Below are 18,605 nucleotides of genomic sequence, written 5' to 3'. Positions count from 1 at the left end.
ACAATGGACGTCAGGGTATTGGGCACTAAATTCAATATTATGGCATATCCCGAGGACCGGGAAATAAATACCGTTCTGGTCGAAGGCTCCGTCAGCCTTTACAGTTCCGAAAGCGGCTATGACCCCAAAAAAGCCGATAAGCTCGAGCCGAGCTATAAAGCGACCTGGGACAAGTTTTATGAAAGAATGGACGTTGAGAAAGTGGACACGGATATCTACACGGGATGGATTGATGGGAAACTGGTACTCAAGGAAATGTCCTTTAAAAACATCGTGCCTAAATTGGAGCGCTACTATAATGTAAGCATAGACAATACATATGAAGCCCTAAACAATGAAGTCTTTACGGCCACTTTTGATATAGAGACCATTGATGAAGCGTTAAGAATATTTGCCGAGGAAACTCCTTTCCAATATAAATTCAACAAGGACCGGATTACTATATACCGACCAAACACTAAATAATTAATATAACCGCCTATGCATTAGACCATTAAAAAAAATCGTATCAATAAAAAATTGGTCGTTTGTCATGTAAAAAAAATCGGAAAATGCTCTAACATTTTCCGATCAGTGATAATCGACTAGTAGCAGTCAACAAAAAACTTTACAAAAATATGAAAAATTATGATGAAAAGGGCTTTTTTAAGCCCTGTTCGCTAAACCTCAATCTATCTATGAAACTAACCGCTATTCTTCTGTTAGTTTCTATCTTCTCCGTTGAAGCGAGCGTATATTCCCAGAAAAACAAAGTCACCCTAGATCTTGAAAGGGTGCAAACGAGAAGGGTACTGGAAACGATAGAGTCTCTAACCGACCTGAAATTCTTTTACAACAATAAAAATATTGATGCCGAAAGGTTGGTCTCGATAAGGGTTGTAGATAGACCGGTATCGGAGGTGTTGGATATTATGTTCGAAGGTACCGCAATCTATTATATCCTGCGAAAAAGACAGGTGATCCTTAAGCTCGGAGATATCGGGAAATTATCTTCGAAGAATAGCGGGGACCGATCATCGATCATTGATGAAGAAACGGTCCAGCAATCCGTTTCCGGTACCGTAACCGATGCAAACGATGCGCCCCTGCCTGGCGCCAACATTCTTGAAAAAGGAACTATAAATGGCGTACAATCCGATTTTGACGGTAACTTCTCGATTGAAGTTTCCGATGAAAATGCCACGTTGGTGGTTTCCTATATCGGATTTGCCAAAAAAGAAGTGCCGTTGAACGGAGAAACTACCTTGAATATCGTATTGGAGGAAAGTGCTGCAAGTTTAGAGGAAGTCGTAGTGATTGGATATGGTACTCAGAGAAAAAAAGACCTTACTGGTTCCGTTGCAGTGGTAAAAGAGGAAGACATCAACGCTTATCCTTCTACTAATGTAATGCAGTCATTATCGGGAAGAGCGGCAGGGGTGCAGATACTCCAAAATAACGGCTCTCCTGGAGCCGATGTAAGTGTCCGTATTCGTGGTACCAACTCCGTACAGGGAAGTAATGAACCTTTATATGTGGTGGATGGCTTTCCATTAAACGGCAACCCGGCGCAGTTACTTAACAACAGTGATATTGAATCTATGCAGATTCTTAAAGATGCATCTGCTACTGCTATTTATGGCTCACGCGGTGCCAATGGGGTTGTTATTATTACCACTAAAAGAGGTAAGTCCGGGGCCACTAAGGTTGATGTGGAATTAAGTTCCAGTATTCAAACTATATCCAAGAAGTTGGACCTCATGAATGCCTATGAGTATGCTACTTTATACAATGAAGGGGCAGTGAATGATGGTGTTCCTCTCCGTTTTACTGATGCAGAAATTCAAAGTTTTGGCAAAGAAGGAACAGATTGGCAGGATCTTATTTTTAGGGATGCTCCGATGAGCAATACTTCGGTAAATATTAGCGGAGGAAATGCAAAAACACAGTTTTCACTTTCAGGAAGTGTATTTAAACAGGATGGTATTATTATCGGAAGCGATTATAACCGTTATTCCGTACGTACTACTTTAAACCATGATATCAGCAGCAAACTTAGTGTAAGCCTAAGTAGCACGCTTACCAATATACAAAGTAACCGCAAGAATAGCGGCGGAGGAAGCAGGGGCACTGGGCTTATCTCAGCTATTTTATCGTCACCGCCAATATTAAAGCCTTATAATGATGATGGTACTTACACGGTACTGGGCGAAAGTCAGTATCCGTTTATTGCTACTGTTATGGTTAACCCGCTGAACTTTATTTATGAGGAAACTGATGTATTAAAAGCAAACACCGTACTAACAAATGCAGCAGTAAGCTATAAACCGGCTAAGGATCTTACCATTAAAATATCCGGTGGCATTGAAAACACTGATGACAGAACTGATAGGTACACAACAACTAAATTTTACAACTCACAGGGTGCTGCAAATGTGCGTACCACACAGTTCAGAAGTTTATTGTCTGAAAATACGGTTAGTTACAATAAATATTTTGGTAAGCATCGTATTGATGCACTCGCAGGTTTTACTTATCAAAATTTTATTGAAACTTCTTCTGAAGGAAGTGGAAGGGGTTTTATAAACGATATCAGCCAAACCCATTCATTGCAGGCTGCAAGTACGCTGGGTATTCCGCAGTCATCTTATGTGAAATCAACATTAATGTCTTATCTCGGGCGTTTAAATTATAGCTATAACGATAAATATCTTGCTACTGTAAGTTCCAGATATGATGGCGCATCAAAGTACAGTGAAGGAAACAAGTGGGGTTACTTTCCATCAGGATCATTGGCATGGAGAGTTTCGGAGGAAGATTTTTTTAAGAATATTTCTGGTATCTCTGACCTGAAACTGCGGGCTGGATGGGGTTTGACCGGTAGCCAGGCAATTGATGCTTATGCCACACTGAATCTATTAAATTCTGCTAAAACGGTTTTTAATGATGGGCTTTATACAGCCTATGCACCCAGTATCCGACTGCCCGGCGATTTGAAATGGGAAACCACAGAAACAGTGGATATTGGAGTGGATATTGGATTACTTGAAAACAGGCTTACTGTTACTGCCGATTATTATAATAAAATAACACGCGATTTACTCAATTTGGTTCAACTTCCATCATCAATGGGATTCTTAACAACTATTCAGAATGTTGGAAAAATGCAGAACAGGGGATTTGAAATAGGAGTTGATGCCAATATTTTAAATGGTGGTTTTACGTGGGATGTAAATGCTAATATTTCTTTCAACAAAAACAAAGTCTTAAAACTTTATGGTGGAGAGGACATTTTCGGTGGCAGAGTTAGTGTAACTGCGGTACAGGATAATGTTAATATACTTCGGGAAGGCCGTCCGATAGGCCAGTTTTATGGATATGTTGAAGACGGCTATACCACCGAAGGAAAAATTAAGTATAAGGATTTGAATAATGATGGTACCATTACGAATACCGATAAAACTTATATAGGTGACCCCAATCCTGATTTTATTTATGGCTTGAATTCATCCATGACTTATAAAAATTTCGGCTTTACTTTTTTTATACAGGGTGTGCAGGGTAATGACATCTATAACGTTAGTTCCATCAACAGCACATTAGACTATGGCCTGGGATTAAATATGCCCAGGGATGTTTACCTCAATCACTGGACCCCAACTAATACCACCAATGCAAAATATCCACAGTTTGCCGAGAATTCGGTTTCACTTGCTTCAGACAGGTTTGTAGAAAATGGATCTTTTATGCGGCTTAAAAATATACAGTTAGCGTATAATGTGGACGATAAAAAGCTCGGTGTTTCATGGATAAGAAACATACAGTTATATGTAAGCGGTCAGAACCTTTTAACGGTTACTAAGTATTCCTGGTGGGATCCTGAAGTGAATTCAAGTGGTGGACCAAATTCAATTGATCAGGGCTTCGACGTTACCAGTTATCCAAATTCTAAGTCAGTAACTTTGGGTATACGGGCCGGTTTTTAATCTAAAAATTGCCTGCTGTTCTAAACATAAATAGTTTCTTTTAAAAAAATAAATGATGAAAAATAATAATAACAAATCAAATTACTTTGCAAAGCATTTTTTAAAAAGTTGGAATGCCATCATAGCAGTTTTCCTGTTAATGATAATATTGGGTTCCTGCGAAAAAGCATTAGTAGAAGAACCCAAGTTCTTGTCGGGAGAAACATTTTACAATACTGTTGAAGAAGTGGAAGGAGCCGTAAATGCTATTTACCCTCCATATAACAGCAGCTTTAGCCTTGCTGACTATATATCGATAAGTGAATCATATTCAGATTATTTAGTGGGAAGAAATACTTTTTTTGGCGATTTCCAGGGTTTAACTACAACAAACACCAGCCGTACGGCTGGTGCCTGGGATCAGTTTTATCTAAGTATAAGAAATGCTAACTTGGTTATTAACCTTGCGCCACAAGGAAAAAATATCTCTCAGGCAGATATTGATAAATATGTTGGCGAAGCAAAGTTCATGCGGGCATTCGCCTATTTTCAACTGGTAAAAAATTGGGGCGGTGTGCCATTGCGTGTAGAAACAAATATGCTTGATGTTGATCTTAAAAGAAGTACTGCCCAAGAAACTTATGATTTGATTATTGCAGACCTTTTAGATGCCGAAGCAAAACTTCCTGAAACTGCAGCTGTTGCCGGAAGACCATCTAAATACGCCGCTAAAACACTGCTTGCTGATGTTTATCTTCAAACAGGTAATTATACCGGCGCAAGAGATAAAGCAGGTGACGTTATCAGTTCAAATAAGTATGCGCTGGTACCTATTAAAACAGTTGATGATTTTCAGGAAATATTTGGCCCTGATGTAGTAACAACTTCTGAGGAAATATTCTATACAAAAGGTACCCGGCAAAGTGGTCTTGGAACTCCGTTTGTAATGCATGTAAATCACTCAAGTAATGGGTTTCATGGTGCCGGTGGATGGTTTATTCTTTACTCATGGTCCACAACACCTTATTATACCGGTTGGGATGATAATGATAAGCGTAAGGAATTGTGGTATCCTCTTGATATGGGCCTGGTCGGAAAGACCATGATGAATAAAAAGTTTATAGATCCGCTCGCACCAAGTAGCTCAGGCGCAGGTAACGATATACCATGGTACCGCTATGCAGATGCACTGATGATATATGCTGAAGCAGAGGCAAGAATAGAAGGCCCAACTGCACAAGCTATGGAAGCGCTTAACCAGGTGCATCGCCGGGGTTATGGTTATGATCCTAAAACACCTTCTCCTGTAGATTTTAAATTGGCCGATTATAATGCGTCCAGTTTTCTCGACTTAGTAGTAAAAGAATATGGCTACGAATTTCAGTTGGAAGGCAAACGCTGGAGTGAACTGAAACGCACCGGAAAAGCACAGGAAATTATTCTTGCTATGAAAGAAATAACAATTGCTCCAAAAAATTATTTATGGCCAATACCAATATCTGAAATGAACTTTAATAAGGCACTTGATCCTGTAAAAGATCAGAATCCCGGATACTGATCGGTACTCATTAACAAAAGAACGTTTTAGTTAAAATAAAAAGATAGCTTCTAAAAAACATCCCTGTGGGCAGTAAAAAAAATATTTTCATTGGGCTTGCTGTTATAATAATTATCGCACTCATAGTGATATTTTTTTCTAAAAGCAAAAAGGCTTATCCGGTAGATGAGCAAACGCTGACAAAAGGAAAAAATCTTTTTAGTACACAATGCCTCTCCTGCCATAGTCTTTCGGAAGAAGGTATGGGGCCCCGGCTTGGAGGTGTTACAACTGTACTTTCAGAACAACATCTACTTGATTTTATTCATAATCCGGCAGCTATCATTGCATCCGGTGATGTACGTGCCAACAGCTTGCAGAAACGTTACAATCAGGTAATGCCTTCTTTTGATTTTTTGAAAGATGATGATGTTAAATCCATACTTGCTTATATAGATAATGAATCAAAGCTTGCAAAAATAGAGCCACTGAAAGTTGATACTGCTGCAGCTAATAAAAACCAGGTAAGGGAAAAATACGCTCCTGATATTAAAAAGTCCGGCCTTGTTATACAGCTGGAAGATTTTATAAAAATTCCAAGAGCAGACGGCAGTCCGCCCGACAAAGGTATTGCTACTTTAAGAGCTTATCCTGCCGGTGACGGAACACTTTTTGTAAGTGATCAGATGGGAATTATTTATAGAATAGAAAACGGCAAAGCAGATACTTTTCTTAATGTAAGAGCTGCATTTCCCGATTTTATTTTTACGCCGGGAATTGGCACCGGCCTTGGCAGTTTCGCGTTTCATCCCGACTTCTTGCGCAATGGATTAATATACACTACCCATGCAGAACAGTTTATTGGCAAGCCAACCGATTTTCAGTTTGCCGATACTTTTGAACCAGGTTTGCAATGGGTACTTTCCGAATGGAAGATCAACGATATCAAAGCACATAAATTCAAAGGTTCCAGGAGAGAACTGCTTCGTATAAACACACCAACAACTGCTCATGGTGTTCAGGATATTTCTTTTGTTCCAACAATCGATAAAAAAAATCCGGATTATGGAATGCTATTTCTCGGTATAGGCGATGGCGGTTCTAATAATATCAAACGTCCAGACCTGGTCCATAACAAGCAATCTTTACTGGGAACCGTTATCCGCATCAATCCATTGGGAACAAACAGTAAGAATGGTCATTATGGTATTCCGCCCGATAATCCTTTTGTAAAAGATTCCGATCCTGCTACAAGAAAAGAAATATGGGCTTATGGCTTTCGCAATCCGCACCGCATGGCATGGGATATAAAAAATAATAGAATGCTGCTAGCAGATATTGGTGAATCCAATATTGAAGAGGTGAATGTAATCGAAAAAGGTAAAGATTATGGATGGCCTGTGCGGGAAGGTAATTACAGAATTGCAACTAAGGAAGATCTTAAAGCAATTTATCCTTTAAATGATTCGGAGCGTGCTATGTATGCTGCACCTTTTGCGGTATTTGATCATACAGAAGGCCATGCAATCAGCGGCGGGTATGTATATGAAGGAAAATTGGATGCTTTAAAAAATAAATATGTTTTTGGTGATATTGTAACCGGAAAATTATTTTACGTGAACATGGATGGTCCGTTGTCCGATTCATCGGTCTATGATTTGTCAATTGTTGAAAACAATACGCCTACAGATCTTATGCAGCTCAATAACACCCAAAGAGTGCATCTAAGAATTGGTTACGATGTTTATGCAAATGAATTGTACATCATGGCTAAAAATGGTATGATCAGAAAAGTAACTGACGCTTATATAAAAAAATGATTACACAAAGAGAGTGCTGAACTTCATCAAAATCCATCATTGTAATGAAAAGAATAAGAATAATAATTACAGCTGTTTTATTAATTGTTTTTTGCAGTCACACATCTTTGTTTGCGCAGCCTGAAAAGGCATGGAATACTATTTTTGATGGAAAAACCTTTAAAGGTTGGACCATTGTCGATTCGCCAGCCAACGTGGTTATTAAGGATAGCGCTTTTCTCATTCACATGACCAAAAACACCAGCAGGCATGTATTTGTCCGCACTAAAAAAAAATACAAAGACTTTATACTTGAACTTGAAGTTAAGCGGGATACCAGTTTTGATTCAGGCATCCTTTTTCGAACTATTAAATCACCTGATACCGCCGCAGTAAGCCTTTACGGATACCAGATTAAAATAGACCCTTCATTGACACGCCGATGGACTGGTGGTATATTTCTTGATTTTGGCAGCTATGTCACTTGGCTGCATCCACTAGAAGGTGATGTACGCGCCCAGCAAGCCGAACGCGTTGGTGAATGGAATCGCTTTCGTATTGAGGCTATTGGGGATCGTATTAAAGTATGGGTGAATGGCATTCCTACAACCAATATGATTAACTCAAGGTATAAAGAAGGTTTTATTGCTCTCAAAATTCATTATCTGAAAAATACCGAATGGAATGATCAGATGCAGGCAATGTTTAAAAATATCCGCATCATCAGTAAAAATGCTTCTAAGTATTCACGTGGCATAGATATTCCGGTTAAGGAAACAGAATGAATGGTGTAAAGTAATTCCCTGGTTTTTTATTGGATTATAATGATGGTTAATACAGTTAAAAAAAAGAACTAATGAAGATTCATTTTTTACAGATATTAAACGGGAGCTCTTTGCCTGAAAAAGTAAAGCGGTTAATAGTAGTCTGTATTCTATTTGTTATATCAGCTACGCTTCAGCCGGTTTCATCACAAACAGCTGGGGTTTGGAAGTCCTTATTCAACGGTAAAAATTTGGATGGATGGACGATTACAGGAGGTGATGGTAAAGCAAGGGTTGAAAATGGTTGCATTGTGCTTAACATGAAAGCAAATACAAAGGAACATACTTTTTTGCGTACCAATAAAATCTATAGGGATTTTATTTTTGAAGTGGATTGCAGGCGGGATACTGCATTTCAATATGGGATTTTATTTCGTGCACAAAACGCTCCGGATACTGCGCATGTGAGATTAAATGGCTATCAGGTAAAAGTGGATCATACTGCACGAAACTGGACTGGCGGCATTTTTGATGACTTTGGTACAAGCTGGAACTGGCTTTATACATTACAGCAGGATAAGCGTGCACAGCATGCAGAAAAACGGGTTGGGGAATGGAACCGCTGGAGAATAGAAGCTATTGGAAATGAAATAAAAGTTTGGCTCAATGGAATACCAACAGCTCACCTGGTTAACTCCAAATACGATGAAGGTTATATTGCTTTTAAAATTCATTTTTTAGGTAACAATCCCGAACGCGAAAAGGCAAGTTCATGGTTTAAAAATATCCGTATTATTGATGTGAATGTGCCACAATATGCCATGAAAATCGATATACCTGCAAAAGAAATAAAGGAGGAGGTAAGTGTTGCATTTGATACAGCATGTAAACCTCTGGCTTTTGGTGTTGACAGGTTGCAAAAAGCTTTTCAAAATTCAGGTCAGCAGGTTATAGCAACTAATATAACGGCAAATCCGGCACAGGATATTTCGGTCATCATATCCAAAGCGGATACCTCCATAAAGAAGGAAGGCTTCCGCATAAGTTTTTTAAATAAGAAATTACGCATTACTGCCATTGATACAACCGGCGCCATGTATGGATTGCTTGAAGTTGCAGAACAGATCCAATTGGGAAATGTATGGCAGGAAGTCAAAGCGAAAACCGTTAACCCTCATTTTGCAGTACGCGCCATCAAATTTAATCTTCCTTGGTCTTCTTACCGCTCAGGCCCCGCTATGGAGGAGAATATGGAGCTATGTAAAGACCTTCATTTCTGGCAGGCATTTTTAGATCAGATGGCAGACAACAGGTTCAATATACTTTCCTTATGGAACATTCATCCATTTTCATTTATGGTTAAGCCTGTCAATTTTCCGGCAGCTAATAATTTTTCGGATGAAGAAATGAAAGAACGGAAACATTTTTTCACATCCTTGTTCCGCATGGCAAGAGAGCGTGGCATCGAACCATTTATAGTAAACTGGAACATTGCTGTATCTCCTGAGTTTGCCAAGGCCTATGGTGTAAAAGAAAGAAACGATACTTCTGCAATTGTAAAACAATATACCCGGGAAGTGGTAACGCAGGTGATTAATGAATATCCTGATCTGGCAGGTATTGGAATTACACTTGCTGACTGGATGAGCAACTTCAAAACAGCAAACGGCGATTTGCCAGATATGACGCCTAAAGATCGCGAAGACTGGATAGAAGAAACTGTGGTAGCAGGAATTAAAGCCGCCAACAGGCCCATTAAGTTGCTTCATCGTTCTGTGTTGTCGTCTGACCCTCTTGAAATGAGGCGTGTGATCAACAATGCTGATCTTCCTGACACCACTTTGGTAGAAGTGAAATTCAACTGGTCTCATGGTCACTCCACGCCGGTGCTGGCTATGACGCACGATTCACATTCTGGAAAAAAAGACGACGGCTACTGGAATCCGCTTCCTGTTAATTACAGAATTGAATGGATGATCCGCAATGAAGATTTTTTTATACTCCGTTGGGGACAGCCCGATTTTATAAGGGCACACATTGCTGAAAATACACATGATTTTGTAAACGGTTATTTTGTTGGATCGGAAGGATATATTCCTGCAAAAGATTTCTCTCATATTGACAACAACCATCGCAACTGGGATTATGCATTTCAAAAACAATGGTTGTTTTATAAACTATGGGGGCGGCTGTTATACGACCCTTCAACTCCTAATGAAGTGTTTGAAGAAGGCTTTAATACAAGGTATGGTAACGGCGAAGGACCGCGTTTACTTACAGCTTATACCGAGGCAAGCCAAATGCCTTTAAGCTTGGCCTCTTTTTTCGCTGCCACATGGGATTACACCTTGTATTCCGAAGGATTTCTTGCTCCATTTGCTGCAAATGCAGGCTTGCATGATACAGTGTCTTCTTTTATTTCGGTAGATGAACTAATTGATCATCCGGTATTAGATCCAAAGTTTATATCAATAGCCGATTATGTAAAAGCAATGGATGAAAATAAAACGCTAACATCAGATAAGGTAACTCCTTTAATGCTGGCCGATTCGCTCGAACTGGCTGGCAGGGATGTATTAAAGCTTGTTAAACCTTTGCAGACAGCTTCAGTAACGCCATTGGCATGCGAGCTGGACGATCTTGAAACCTGGGCATATTTAAGTCTTTATTTTGCCGATAAACTGCGGGCAGGAGTGGCATTACAGGAGTTCAGGCGCACAGGAAATAAATTACAACAGGCGAACGCTGTTACTTTGCTTGGTAACTGCCTCATTTACTGGGAAAAAATAAGTAAAATAACTTCTTCTCATTATAAAGAAGTCCCTTACCTGGAAGGATATAAATCGTCATCAAACAGTTTTAAAGATGCAAAGTATTTTTCTTGGACTAAATATACGCTGCAGGCTGAACGCGACATTAATATTGCAAAAGGGGCAAGACCTTTTTAATAAGTCGGTTAAACTAATACAAAGATTAGTTGAAATGTTTTTGTCACTAGTTGGTACATATTCGATATCGAATATATTGACGGGAATATTGGACTGGGTAGCTCCTTTACAAGAACCTTTTTGGTAGAAAGTCAGTATGTTGGTCCCTTTAAGGAATAATTATAGCGGAAGGGTTACCCGTTCCATGGATTTTTTGGAGTTGTTTGAACCGGCTGCTCTCCACTAGCCCCTGTTTAAAGTCTATGTAAATGATTTTAAATAGCTTAAGGATTTGGCTAAGACTCAGAATTAGGACATAAACTAAAGATAAAATGAACAAATATTTTTTTGAATGCTTAACAATTATTCTATTACTGGTTTCCTGTACCGATTCCGAGAAAAAACTGACTTTGGATATCCAAAATAGTTTACAGAATCCAACTATTAAATATGCCTCAAACGAATTCAAAACCAAGTTGGACACAACGAAGGTCGAATTTAAGTCTAGGGAACCGGACTGGGTAATATCCACCAAACTTGATAGCTCGTTGGGTGATGAGTGTCGAAACCGTTTTTTTTATCGGGATGGACTGCCCGGGCTTTAATGAAGGCGGACGGTTAGGTTCGTTTATGGTTCCGGCTGGCGACACGAACCAAGGTGCTGGTTTCGGTACATCTTTTATTAATGTCGATTTTGCCGAAACCTATGGCGAAGATGATATTCGCTCTTCAAACAACATTGCAAAGCACAATGCCAACAATTGGACTCCAGAGGAGGGCATGAATAATGAAGAGGCCTGGTCTTTGGACGCCCCCAATCAAAGAGTTTGGAAATGGCATGCCGCCAAACCGAACAATTATGTGAACGATTCCCCTTTTGATAACCCTTATATCCGCTACGCCGATGTATTATTGATGTATGCTAAAGCACTGAACAGTCGTTAGCATCCGAGCAACTACACCTTGATTTGATATCCGGGCAGGAGCTCCTCAAGTTTTTGTATGCTATGATCCGGGATTCTTTGCAGGGTATCCTCGAGCCATTCCCTGGGGTTGATATTCTGCATTTTGCAGCTGCCGAAAAACGAATAGAGCATGGCGGCGTTTTGTGCCGCATCGTGGGATCCGCAGAAGAGATAGTTTTTCCTGCCGATGGCCATTGGCCTGATGGCGTTCTCTATCAGGTTGTTGTCGAGTTCGATACGCCCGTCGTCAAAAATGGCATTGAGTTTCGGGTATTGGTTGATGAAATAGGCCATCGCCTTGCCGATGGGGCTTTTGGGCAGTACCTTGAACTGTTCGGCCCCGATCCACGTTTTGATCTGTGCCAACAGCGGCTTGATCTTTTTTTCCCTTAACAGCTTTCTTTTCCCAAAATCGTCCGGCGTCCCTTCTTTGATGTTCCTTTCTTCAAGGTACATTTTTCTAAAAAGCCCCAGAACCGTTTGCGACCGCTTTTTGTCACTGTCCAGCGCATCGTGGAACTTGCGCCTTGCATGTACCAGGCATCCGGCAAGGGTAATATCGGGATCGGCCCCTATTTTGTCATATACGCTATAACCGTCGCATTGCAGATGGCCCTTATAGCCCGCAAGCAGTTCCTTTGGGCCGTTCGGGCCACGCCCCGGACGGTAGTTGAAGATCACAAGTTTTTGAACGGGATTGTGATAGACCCATTGATATCCTTGATGTGTACGGCCTTTTTTATCTGAATCGAGTACCTTGATCGGCGATTCGTCGGCCTGTATGTAATCCGAAGCGAGTATTTTTTGTTTCAGGGCATTGTAGAGCGGATCCAGTAACTTGCAGCAACCTGCCATCCAATCGCCCATGGTGCTCTGGGCGGGCTCCCACCCGAAATCCCGTTTGAACATCCGGATCTGACGGTAGAACGGTAGGTGGTCGATATATTTGCTTACCAGGATATGCGCCAATAGGCAGGCCTCGACAATGGCCTTGTCAATCGGGCGCGTCGGGAGCGGTGCGATCAGGACGCCATCGCCGTCGGCCTTGGCGTATTTGGGGCGAATCGTCCTTCTTTTGACAAGGCTTGCCGGGGTATATTCCAAGGTCTCGCTGACCTCTTCCCCGATTTTCTTCAGGCCCGTGGTATCCCCTTCCGGCTCGATGATCACTTCCCTGACCGGCAGATGTTCCGGCAGCGCATTGCGCCCCCGGTGCTTCTGTTTGTCCCTGGTATAGGTGATTGTTTCCTGTGGGGTCTCTTCTATTGTCTCGACCGTATCCCCTGAAAACAGCGATAATTGATCTATGACGGTCTCCGTAATAAAACTCTCGGACTTGAACCCGCCTATAAGTTTGTAGAGCTGGGCCAGTTGGTGTTCCAAAGAAGTTATTCTGGCCGTCGAGACCTGCTCCTTCTTTTGAAGGTCCCGGTTCTCGACAAGTAGTTCCTGATAGGTCATCGTTACCATAAAAATACTGGTAACAGGGCAAAAAAGCAACCCCTAGCTATACTTTTTCGTAACGTTTTTTCCGGGCCATATTGGTAATGGCGATGCCGTCGATAAGCAGTATCAGTTGGGCGTAGCCCAGGCGCAGACTTCCCACTTCGGGGTCATATTCCGGCAGCTCGAAAGTGCCCGATTCCAGCCTCTTGTAGTATAGTACGAAGCCCCCGGACTGCCGGCGGAGCAGCTTCACCTTGTTGCGCGCCCTGTTGATGAAGATGTACACCGTACCTCTGTCCGGGCTCCGATCCAGATCATTGGCCACAAGACCGCTAAGGCCGTTGAAGCCCTTGCGCATATCGGTGGGGCGCATGTAGAGTTCGAAACGTTGGGAAACGGTCAGGGCGAACATCTATACCGGTATTTCGATCTCGACGCCGCTCTTAAGGCGGATCACGATGTTGCGGTCTTCAGATTCCGGCGTTACCGAGATGGCGACAAAGTCTTTCTTCGCAACAATCGATGGAGGGGCCGGTCGTTCGGCCCGTGCCGTTTTGGAGACCCAATAGTGCATTTTGCCTTCCGACAGTCCATGTGCCGCCGCAAATTCCTTTTGGCTCCGACCGAATCCCCTGAATTCCTTCACCAATTTGTGCATCCGCAATGCATTGCCGTTTTTTGTCATAACCTATATCTGTTTGCGACAAAGGTATGCCGGTGGCCAGAGTTGGGAAAGATGCACTTGCTCGGATGCTTACATAGCGGACCTAATGATAGGTTTCTTTATAATCCCCCCAATGGTAACGATTCCTGATTGGCAAGTCAAAGAACAAATACTTATTTGTACATTCAGGCTTAATTTGTCAACTAGAGAAAATTGATGCTTTTCAAAAACTGTTATTTTCTAATCCTTGGTATACTCTTTACCCTATGTTCTTGTGACAAGAACAATAAGACGGACGAGATACGTATAGGTTTTTCTCAAGCCATGACCAAGGATGATTGGCGTCGTTCCATGAACGATGCCATGCTGCTCCAAGCTTCCTTGAATCCCAATATCGATTTGATCATAAAAGATGCCAATTATGAAGTCGCACGACAAATTAAGCAGATAGAAGATTTGATTGCTGATAGTCTTGATGTACTGATTGTATCACCGATTCAATCAAAACCCATTACGCCGGTAGTACAAAAGGCCCTTAATTCTGGCATTCCGGTGCTGGTAGTCGACAGGAAAACGGAAAACCAGGAGTATACGGCATATTTGGGAGCCGATAATATCGAAATAGGTCGAAATGCGGCTAAGGAAATCATAGCATCGAATACAAAAGATTCCATAAAAATTATTGAGATCAAGGGACTGGCAGGATCCTCCCCTGCAGAAGAAAGAAGTCAGGGATTCCGTCAGATTATACAAATGTTTGGTAAGGCAAAGATTGTACAGAGTGTCGAAGGGGATTGGGAAAAAGAGTCTATACAGGAAAAGTTGAGAAAATTGCTGCAACAAAATGGTGAGGTAGATTATATTTTTGCCCATAATGATAGAATGGCGATTGGGGCATGGGAAGTGGCTCGCGAATTGGGATTGGAGAATGACATTGATTTTATAGGAGTAGACGGCCTAGCAGGGGCAAATGGAGGAATACAAGCTGTGAAAGATGGTATCTTAAAGGCTACAATACTCTATCCTACGGGCGGCGACGAAGTCATAAATCTGGCTTTAAGAATTTTTAATAAGGAATCCGTAGCTAAAAACAACATCCTGTCTACCACTATCATTAATAAGGTGAATGCGGATATCATGTTCAACCAGTTCGCTAAGATAAATGAGCAACAGACCGAAATCGAAGAGCAGCTTGAAGCGATTAGATATCAAAAAGAGTTGTATTATTCCCAAAACAACTTATTAAAAGTTACCATGGCGCTATTGGCAATAATTCTAAGCTTGGCAATCTATAGCGTCTATTCAATTTTTGCCATCAGAAAAAGGAATAGGCAATTGCAATTGACGAACAAAAAGATTACTGTCCAGCGAAACCAGATCGAAAAAATTGCCAAAGAGATAAAGTTAAGCAACGAGGCAAAATTGAACTTTTTCACAGGACTTTCCCATGAGTTCAAGACCCCGATTACCTTAATATTGAGTTCAATCGAATCGTTAAGCGATTTCGCCATGGAAAGAAGCTCAAAACTGATGAACGAATTGGAGTTGATCTACAACAATTCGAATCGCTTATTAAGGCTCATCAATCAACTATTGGACTTTAGAAAGGTCGAGGACCGGAAATTTACCCTGCACGTGTCAAAAACCAATGTATTTATCTTTTCCAAAAATATCTTTAAGGATTTTGAGCGTGAGGCAAAAAAAAGGAATATTCGCTTCAAATTATATTCGAACAACGAACAATTGGAGCTGTTTATTGATAGAAATTTGATGGACAAGGTATATTTCAACCTCCTCTCCAATGCCTTTAAATTTACTCCCGACAATGGTAAAATTGAAATTCAGATTGATGACGATGCGAATAAAAACACGGTATCGATACATTTTAGGGATTCCGGTATCGGTATTCCCGAAAACGAAATGGATAGTGTTTTTCAGGCGTTTTTTAAGGGATCCAACAACAGAAAAAACAGTTCGGGTATTGGCCTACATTTAAGTAAGGAGTTTGTTGGAATGCACAAAGGGGCTATCGAAATCAAGTCTTTTCATGGCGCCGAGTTCATCATCACGTTATATAAGGGCAAGGCCCATTTTGATGAAACCGAGATCATTACTGATCAGGATCTGGTGGATACCCAGATTATAGATTTTAGTTCCGAACACTTGGTCGACGATGATTATCTGTTACAGGCACCACAAAAGGGCAATGAAAAATATTCTATCCTAATCATAGAAGATAACCGTGATTTGCTCAGATTCCTCCAAAATAAATTGACTTTAGAATATGATATCCATCTCTCGGACGGCACGGATCCTATTGAAAAAGCTTTTAATGTCATACCGGATGTAATTATTTGCGATATAGCCCTTCCAGATAAAAATGGATTTGAAATCTGTGAAATCTTAAAAAGGGATTTACGGACCTCTCATATTCCCACAATAATTCTTACCGCGATGAGTGATAAGGAATCCTATTTGAAAGGTCTTGATTCGGGTGCGGACCTCTATCTGACCAAGCCGTTTAGCTATTCCATCCTGATACAGTCGATTAAATCATTACTTTACAATAGGGAAAAGCTACGGTTTTACTACAGCAGCAACATTCACAAAATAGAACACGTCGATACCTTTGGAAATATAGAACAGCGATTTATTAATAAATTGAACGGATTAATCAAAGACAATTTGGGGAATTCGGAATTTTCCGTTGAAACCCTGGCTGAAAATCTCAATATTTCAAGAGTTCAATTATACAGAAAGGTCAAGGCCATTATGGGTATCAGCATAAGCGATTATATTGGCAACATTCGACTGGAAAAAGCCAAGTCAATGTTGGAAAATACCTCCTTGACCATCTCGGAGATTGGGTACACCTGCGGTTTTTCTTCGCCAAATTATTTTTCGACCACTTTTAAAAATAATTACGGAATGTCTCCATTATCCTATAGGAAATCAACCTGAGGTTAATTATCATCGGTAAACGGCGAATATTTTTCCTTTTTATGTATCAATTTTAAACATATAGGTTACCTCAGTATAATTACCTTGTTAGCGGTTCTGGTCGTTTATGGTTTATTCACCTGATATTGAAACCGTTGCCTTCCTTTTAATTTCTTCTTAACTAAATCACAACACATTGTAACATCGTCAAAATAGCCAATTTATATTTATGAATATATTCGCCGGAGTATACTAGAATTGTGAATATGAAAAAAATATGGATCTGGTCTATTACGGCTGCCTTGGCGGGATTCCTTTTCGGATTTGATACCGTAGTAATTTCTGGTGCGGACAAAAAACTTCAGACGTTGTGGGAGTCTTCCGATGTATTTCACGGTGTCATAGTTATCGGAATGGCGCTTTGGGGTACCGTGGTCGGGGCGATTCTTGGGGGTATCCCCACAAATAAGCTCGGCCGAAAGAAAACCCTAATATGGATTGGGGTTCTTTTCACTATTTCGGCCTTGGGTTCGGCTTTTGCCAAAGACCCTGTAACCTTTGCCATATTTCGTTTTATTGGAGGTCTAGGCGTTGGAGCATCCACGATTGCCGCACCCGCCTACATCTCTGAAATTGCACCGGCAAAGGACAGGGGGAAATTGGTCGGCCTGTACCAGTTCAATATTGTATTCGGTATTCTTATCGCTTTTTTCTCTAATTACCTCATAAACAACATAGGTGAAAATGCGTGGCGATGGATGTTGGGCGTTGAGGCTGTTCCGGCGGCAATCTACACCGTTCTCGCGCTGACTATACCAAAAAGTCCTAGGTGGTTAATGTCCAGATTAAAGATTGACGAAGCCCGGAATGTATTGGGTATCACCAACCCCGGTGAGGATGTAGAGCAGTTAATGTTGGAAATCAATACCGAAAATGAAAATATGGTATCTGGTGAAAATATTTTCATGCACAAGTACCGATTTCCCTTAATATTGGCATTCGGCATTGCATTCTTTAATCAGCTTTCCGGCATAAATGCATTTCTATATTACGCGCCCAGAATTTTGGAAGAAGCAGGCCTGGGTGCAAGTACTGCCCTTTTGAGCAGTATAGGTATAGGTGTCACCAATATGCTTTTTACCCTTCTAGGCATATTCCTGATAGATCGTATGGGAAGAAAGCAATTGATGTATATAGGATCTGTCGGATACATTATTTCATTAACGTTAGTGGCCTGTGCTTTTTTCTTCAATTGGGAAGGTATTTCGGTAGCAATATTTCTTTTCATGTTCATTGCGGCCCATGCCGTTGGCCAAGGAACCGTAATATGGGTATTTATCTCGGAAATATTCCCTAACCATTTGAGAGGCTATGGGCAAAGTTTCGGAAGTTCGGTTCATTGGATATTGGCTGCAATAGTGCCATCATTAATTCCTATCCTCTTCACCACCATTGGGCCCGGGATAGTTTTTTCATTTTTTTCATTTATGATGGTATTGCAGTTGCTGTTCGTAGCATTTGTGATGCCAGAAACCAAAGGGGTGCCCTTAGAAGCATTGAGCAAATCCTTGATCAGGCCCCATAGGACCAAGAATAAGGCAGTCATTTAGAAGCAAAAT

12 protein-coding genes are annotated in these 18,605 nt (G+C 41.0%); 9 read left to right on the top strand and 3 right to left on the bottom strand.

The window, feature by feature from the left end; genetic code table 11:
* The 7 genes from BLT07_RS18595 to BLT07_RS18560 form a co-directional block, all read left to right on the top strand.
* The coding region (locus tag BLT07_RS18595) for a FecR family protein (RefSeq protein ID WP_139205168.1) at nt 1–465 on the top strand (465 nt) is incomplete at its 5' end.
* A gap of 152 nt (nt 466–617) precedes the next feature.
* Nucleotides 618–3,965, top strand: a complete 3,348-nt coding sequence (locus tag BLT07_RS18590) for a TonB-dependent receptor (protein WP_217633350.1) — start codon at nt 618–620, stop codon at nt 3,963–3,965.
* A gap of 52 nt (nt 3,966–4,017) precedes the next feature.
* Entirely contained in the window at nt 4,018–5,502 is a 1,485-nt protein-coding gene (locus BLT07_RS18585; protein ID WP_217633349.1) for a RagB/SusD family nutrient uptake outer membrane protein, read from the top strand.
* A 65-nt stretch (nt 5,503–5,567) separates the two neighbouring features.
* Nucleotides 5,568–7,301: a PQQ-dependent sugar dehydrogenase gene (locus BLT07_RS18580; protein WP_217633348.1), complete on the top strand. Its 1,734-nt coding sequence runs from the start codon at nt 5,568–5,570 to the stop codon at nt 7,299–7,301.
* Between the two features lie 44 nt (nt 7,302–7,345).
* Entirely contained in the window at nt 7,346–8,065 is a 720-nt protein-coding gene (locus tag BLT07_RS18575; protein ID WP_091873422.1) for a 3-keto-disaccharide hydrolase, read from the top strand.
* A gap of 71 nt (nt 8,066–8,136) precedes the next feature.
* Nucleotides 8,137–10,992 (top strand): 3-keto-alpha-glucoside-1,2-lyase-like domain-containing protein, encoded by a 2,856-nt coding sequence (locus tag BLT07_RS18570; RefSeq protein ID WP_091873418.1) that lies wholly within the window; start codon nt 8,137–8,139, stop codon nt 10,990–10,992.
* A gap of 534 nt (nt 10,993–11,526) precedes the next feature.
* Nucleotides 11,527–11,916 (top strand): RagB/SusD family nutrient uptake outer membrane protein, encoded by a 390-nt coding sequence (locus tag BLT07_RS18560; protein WP_139205169.1) that lies wholly within the window; start codon nt 11,527–11,529, stop codon nt 11,914–11,916.
* Nucleotides 11,917–11,927: 11 nt separating this feature from the next.
* Here BLT07_RS18560 and tnpC read toward each other — a convergent pair whose 3' ends face one another.
* From tnpC to tnpA, 3 genes are read right to left on the bottom strand one after another with little or no spacing between them, the layout of a single operon-like run.
* Nucleotides 11,928–13,406, bottom strand: coding sequence for an IS66 family transposase (gene tnpC / locus BLT07_RS18555; protein WP_245726600.1), 1,479 nt, complete (start codon nt 13,404–13,406; stop codon nt 11,928–11,930).
* A 37-nt stretch (nt 13,407–13,443) separates the two neighbouring features.
* A complete protein-coding gene (gene tnpB / locus BLT07_RS18550) occupies nt 13,444–13,794 on the bottom strand; it encodes an IS66 family insertion sequence element accessory protein TnpB (protein ID WP_091873406.1) in 351 nt (116 codons plus the stop codon).
* Nucleotides 13,795–14,067, bottom strand: coding sequence for an IS66 family insertion sequence element accessory protein TnpA (tnpA, locus tag BLT07_RS18545; protein ID WP_091873403.1), 273 nt, complete (start codon nt 14,065–14,067; stop codon nt 13,795–13,797). It lies immediately after the preceding gene.
* Nucleotides 14,068–14,262: 195 nt separating this feature from the next.
* Between tnpA and BLT07_RS18540 the strand changes: the two genes are divergently transcribed.
* Entirely contained in the window at nt 14,263–17,007 is a 2,745-nt protein-coding gene (locus BLT07_RS18540; RefSeq protein ID WP_091873398.1) for a hybrid sensor histidine kinase/response regulator transcription factor, read from the top strand.
* A gap of 245 nt (nt 17,008–17,252) precedes the next feature.
* Entirely contained in the window at nt 17,253–18,596 is a 1,344-nt protein-coding gene (locus BLT07_RS18535; RefSeq protein WP_091873394.1) for a sugar porter family MFS transporter, read from the top strand.
* Nucleotides 18,597–18,605: the final 9 nt, after the last annotated feature.

The organism is Pricia antarctica (assembly GCF_900101815.1).
Classification (GTDB): domain Bacteria; phylum Bacteroidota; class Bacteroidia; order Flavobacteriales; family Flavobacteriaceae; genus Pricia; species Pricia antarctica.
Note: the sequence above shows the minus strand (reverse complement) of the source record. Positions and strands in the feature narration are given on the sequence as shown.

What these genes read in the sequence shown, in the direction of transcription:
- BLT07_RS18570 (WP_091873418.1), top strand. Translation starts at nt 8,137, where the DNA reads ATGAAGATTCATTTTTTACAGATATTAAACGGGAGCTCTTTGCCTGAA.
- BLT07_RS18585 (WP_217633349.1), top strand. Translation starts at nt 4,018, where the DNA reads ATGATGAAAAATAATAATAACAAATCAAATTACTTTGCAAAGCATTTT.
- BLT07_RS18540 (WP_091873398.1), top strand. Translation starts at nt 14,263, where the DNA reads ATGCTTTTCAAAAACTGTTATTTTCTAATCCTTGGTATACTCTTTACC.
- BLT07_RS18560 (WP_139205169.1), top strand. Translation starts at nt 11,527, where the DNA reads ATGAGTGTCGAAACCGTTTTTTTTATCGGGATGGACTGCCCGGGCTTT.
- tnpB (WP_091873406.1), bottom strand. Translation starts at nt 13,794, where the DNA reads ATGTTCGCCCTGACCGTTTCCCAACGTTTCGAACTCTACATGCGCCCC.
- BLT07_RS18535 (WP_091873394.1), top strand. Translation starts at nt 17,253, where the DNA reads ATGAAAAAAATATGGATCTGGTCTATTACGGCTGCCTTGGCGGGATTC.
- BLT07_RS18575 (WP_091873422.1), top strand. Translation starts at nt 7,346, where the DNA reads ATGAAAAGAATAAGAATAATAATTACAGCTGTTTTATTAATTGTTTTT.
- BLT07_RS18590 (WP_217633350.1), top strand. Translation starts at nt 618, where the DNA reads ATGAAAAATTATGATGAAAAGGGCTTTTTTAAGCCCTGTTCGCTAAAC.
- tnpC (WP_245726600.1), bottom strand. Translation starts at nt 13,406, where the DNA reads ATGGTAACGATGACCTATCAGGAACTACTTGTCGAGAACCGGGACCTT.
- tnpA (WP_091873403.1), bottom strand. Translation starts at nt 14,067, where the DNA reads ATGACAAAAAACGGCAATGCATTGCGGATGCACAAATTGGTGAAGGAA.